Annotated in this window: 4 rRNA genes (1 of these 4 only partly in view); all 4 read right to left on the reverse strand. The window is 46.6% G+C overall.

The annotated features are described in order from the left end of the window. Positions 1–357: 357 nt before the first annotated feature. A 5S ribosomal RNA gene (rrf, locus tag HF324_RS30815) occupies positions 358–469 on the reverse strand. A gap of 122 nt (positions 470–591) precedes the next feature. Further along, positions 592–3,472 (reverse strand): 23S ribosomal RNA (locus tag HF324_RS30820). A gap of 585 nt (positions 3,473–4,057) precedes the next feature. Then, positions 4,058–4,169, reverse strand: a 5S ribosomal RNA gene (gene rrf, locus HF324_RS30825). Between the two features lie 123 nt (positions 4,170–4,292). Then, positions 4,293–5,000: ribosomal RNA gene (locus HF324_RS30830) — 23S ribosomal RNA — on the reverse strand (it continues 2,175 nt past the right edge of the window).

Raw genomic sequence — 5,000 nt, forward strand, 5'->3', positions numbered from 1 at the left:
CCCTTATTTTTACAAAGAACGGCGCTTTTTCAAGAGCGGACGGCAAAGATAGTATCTTTATCGTTCGCAGCAAAAAATTATTTCAACTTTAATTGCTGGTGCAGTATTTCAAATGAATGGTCCAAAGCAAGGAACCGGAGGTAGTCGGGCGGCCGCCGGTGAAACCGGGACCAAGGAAGATAATCGCAACACCGGTAGACCTTATGTCTGTGCCCGGAGAGCCGTGATACGCTGTGAAAGCGATCTTTTGAAGATCAGCTCTACTATAAGAGCCATCTGATGATTTTAAGAAGAGAAGAGCTTCTACTTTATAGAAAGAAAAAGGTCCTGGCTTGTCACCAGGACCTTTCTTAATAAATATGGCAGCTACCTACTCTCCCGCATGATAGTGCAGTACCATCGGCCATAAGGGGCTTAACTTCTCTGTTCGGAATGGGAAGAGGTGAACACCCTTGGCATAACCACCATAAGATCTTTGGCTGTGACGGTCTCCCGTCGTAAGGAAGCAGGTGAGTTTTCACCTTATCCTTGCAGCACGCAATAAGATAACATATCGGGAAAGTTGTATACGAACTTTTGCAGTAATAAATAAAATTAAAGCTTACGGGCAATTAGTATTACTCGGCTGTGATGTTACCACCTTTACACCTGTAACCTATCAACGTCGTAGTCTGCGACGGCCCTTAAAAGTAAACTCATCTTGAAGCAGGTTTCACGCTTAGATGCTTTCAGCGTTTATCCTGTCCGTACATAGCTACTCTGCACTGCACCTGGCGGCACAACAGATACACCAGCGGTACGTACGACCCGGTCCTCTCGTACTAAGGTCATGTCTCCTCAATTTACTAACGATCACAACAGATAGGGACCGAACTGTCTTGCGACGTTCTGAACCCAGTTCACGTGCCACTTTAATCGGCGAACAGCCGAACCCTTGGGACCTTCTCCAGCCCCAGGATGTGACGAACCGACATCGAGGTGCCAAACCTCACCGTCGATATGAGCTCTTGGGTGAGATCAGCCTGTTATCCCCGGAGTACCTTTTATCCTTTGAGCGATGGCCCTTCCATACAGAACCACCGGATCACTTTAGCCTGCTTTCGCACCTGCTCGGCTTGTTTGCCTCACAGTCAAGCACCCTTATACTAATGCGCTCTGCGTACGATTACCAACCGTACTGAGGGTACCTTTGCGAGCCTCCGTTACCTTTTAGGAGGCGACCACCCCAGTCAAACTACCCACCAAACAATGTCTCCCCTTACAGGGATTAGACTCTAAATAACAGAAGGTTGGTATTTCAACGATGACTCCACAACTCCTGGCGAAGCTGCTTCACAGTCTCCCAACTATCCTACACATCTGGCATTCAAAATCAATGTTAAGTTGTAGTGAAGGTTCACGGGGTCTTTCCGTCCCGTTGCGATTAACCGGCATCTTCACCGATACTACAATTTCACCGAGCTCGTGGTAGAGACAGTGTACAACTCATTAGACCATTCGTGCAGGTCGGAACTTACCCGACAAGGAATTTCGCTACCTTAGGACCGTTATAGTTACGGCCGCCGTTTACTGGGGCTTCAGTCAGAAGCTTTGGATTGCTCCGAACATCCTTCCTTAACCTTCCAGCACCGGGCAGGTATCAGGCTCTATACGTCATCTTTCGATTTTGCAGGGCCCTGTGTTTTTGTTAAACAGTTGGTTGTACCATTTTACTGAGACCACATTGCTGTGGTACGCTTTATCCCGAAGTTACAGCGTCAATTTGCCTAGTTCCTTTACCACGGATCACTCGAGCGCCTGAGAATACTCATCTCGACTACCTGTGTCGGTTTACGGTACGGGCTGTCATAAACGAACCTTAGAAGTTTTTCTTGGAAGTCTGATTAGGGACATTATCAGCGCTGCCGAAGCTTTGCTGTACTATCAGGTTCAGCACCATCTGCGGATTTACCTACAGTCAGTATACCTACACCCTTTAACGCACTATTCCGTAAGTGCGCAGTCCTTTCACTACTCCGTTACTCCATCGAATTTATAACAGGTACTGGAATATTCACCAGTTTGCCATCAGCTACGCCTCTCGGCTTTGCCTAAGGACCCGACTAACCCTGATCCGATTAGCGTTGATCAGGAACCCTTAGTCTTACGGCGATAAGATTTTTCATCTTATTTATCGTTACTTATGCCTACATTTTCTTTTCTAAACGCTCCAGCATGCCTCGCGACACACCTTCGATGCAGTTTAGAATGCTCCCCTACCGTCTAGTACCTAAATACTAGGCCTAAAGCTTCGGTTGTATGTTTGATGCCCGATTATTTTCCGTGCCCAAACCCTCGACCAGTGAGCTGTTACGCACTCTTTAAATGAATGGCTGCTTCCAAGCCAACATCCTGGCTGTTTTAGGATTTGAACCGCGTTTGTTCAACTTAACATACGATTAGGGACCTTAGCTGTTAGTCTGGGTTATTTCCCTCTCGGCCATGGACCTTAGCGCCCACAGCCTCACTCCTGGAGATTATGTTATAGCATTCGGAGTTTATTAGGGTTTGGTAGGCGGTGAAGCCCCCTAGCCCAATTAGTAGCTCTACCTCTATAACACGTCTATATCCAAGGCTGTTCCTAAAAACATTTCGGGGAGAACGAGCTATCTCTCAGTTTGATTGGCCTTTCACCCCTATCCACAGGTCATCCCATAGCTTTTCAACGCTAATGAGTTCGGACCTCCAGTTAGTTTTACCTAACCTTCATCCTGCCCATGGATAGATCACAAAGTTTCGCGTCTACCCCCACTGACTAAGCGCTCTGTTAGAACTCGCTTTCGCTGCGGCTCCGGTACTGAAGACCTTAACCTCGCCAGTGAGGAGTAACTCGTAGGCTCATTATGCAAAAGGCACGCCGTCACCATTACTGGCTCCGACCGCTTGTAAGCGCACGGTTTCAGGAACTATTTCACTCTCCTGTTCGGAGTACTTTTCACCTTTCCCTTACGGTACTGGTTCACTATCGGTATCTAAGGAGTATTTAGCCTTATCAGATGGTACTGACAGTTTCACACAGGATTCCTCTGGTCCCGCGCTACTCAGGATACTGCACGTCCGCCAGAATTTGCGCCTACAGGGCTATCACCTGCTACGGCTCATCTTTCCAGATGATTCAGCTTGATCTGACTTTCTAAAAGCAGTCCTACAACCCCGGGTAGAATTGCTTCGACCCGGTTTGGGCTCTTCCCTGTTCGCTCGCCACTACTTGGGGAATCATTATTATTTTCTTTTCCTGCAGGTACTTAGATGTTTCAGTTCCCTGCGTTGGCTCTCTTTCGAGTGATACACCTTCAGTGTACCGGGTTGTCCCATTCGGAAATCTACGGATGTAATGCTCGTTTGCAGCTCCCCGTAGCTTATCGCAGCTTACCACGTCCTTCGTCGCCTCTTAGATCCTAGGCATCCACCATGCGCCCTTATTCGCTTTAAATATTTTCGTATTCAGATATTACTATCCGTATACAACTTGCATTTCCCAATATGTCAAAGAGCTTAGACTATTGCTAGTCATTGCTGATGTGTGAGATCCGATCTCTGTGGCCCGTTTGGCCGTACATCTTTTTTGTTATTTTTTAAAGAACTTTTGTGTCCGTTTCGCGTCGTTTGCGTTGGGGTTGCAAAGGTAGTGATTCTTTTCATTATCACCAAAACTTTTTTGAAGTTTTTTATATTTAATTATCTCAGTTTTAATGACTTATCTATTAGGAAAAGCAGTATTAATCTGATGATAATCAACCCTTTATTCAAACAAAGAACAGCGCTTTTTCGGAGCGGATGGCAAAGATAGGATCTTTATCATTCGCAGCAAAAATTATTTCAACTTAATTGCTATTTATTTTTTCGTTTTCAGCTGGTCCACGGTAACGGACCTACGAAGATGTATACACCTGGTATACTGTGGAGGTAATCGATCTGCTCTGTTTACAAGAGCCATCTGATGATTTTAAGAAGAGAAGAGCTTCTACTTTATAGAAAGAAAAAGGTCCTGGCTTGTCACCAGGACCTTTCTTAATAAATATGGCAGCTACCTACTCTCCCGCATGATAGTGCAGTACCATCGGCCATAAGGGGCTTAACTTCTCTGTTCGGAATGGGAAGAGGTGAACACCCTTGGCATAACCACCATAAGATCTTTGGCTGTTGACGGTCTCCCGTCGTAAGGAAGCAGGTGAGTGATCACCTTATCCTTGCAGCACGCAATAAGATAACATATCGGGAAAGTTGTATACGAACTTTTGCAGTAATAAATAAAATTAAAGCTTACGGGCAATTAGTATTACTCGGCTGTGATGTTACCACCTTTACACCTGTAACCTATCAACGTCGTAGTCTGCGACGGCCCTTAAAAGTAAACTCATCTTGAAGCAGGTTTCACGCTTAGATGCTTTCAGCGTTTATCCTGTCCGTACATAGCTACTCTGCACTGCACCTGGCGGCACAACAGATACACCAGCGGTACGTACGACCCGGTCCTCTCGTACTAAGGTCATGTCTCCTCAATTTACTAACGATCACAACAGATAGGGACCGAACTGTCTTGCGACGTTCTGAACCCAGTTCACGTGCCACTTTAATCGGCGAACAGCCGAACCCTTGGGACCTTCTCCAGCCCCAGGATGTGACGAACCGACATCGAGGTGCCAAACCTCACCGTCGATATGAGCTCTTGGGTGAGATCAGCCTGTTATCCCCGGAGTACCTTTTATCCTTTGAGCGATGGCCCTTCCATACAGAACCACCGGATCACTTTAGCCTGCTTTCGCACCTGCTCGGCTTGTTTGCCTCACAGTCAAGCACCCTTATACTAATGCGCTCTGCGTACGATTACCAACCGTACTGAGGGTACCTTTGCGAGCCTCCGTTACCTTTTAGGAGGCGACCACCCCAGTCAAACTACCCACCAAACAATGTCTCCCCTTACAGGGATTAGACTCTAAATAACAGAAGGTTGGTATTTC

The organism is Chitinophaga oryzae, from assembly GCF_012516375.2.
In the GTDB taxonomy this organism is placed as follows: domain Bacteria; phylum Bacteroidota; class Bacteroidia; order Chitinophagales; family Chitinophagaceae; genus Chitinophaga; species Chitinophaga oryzae.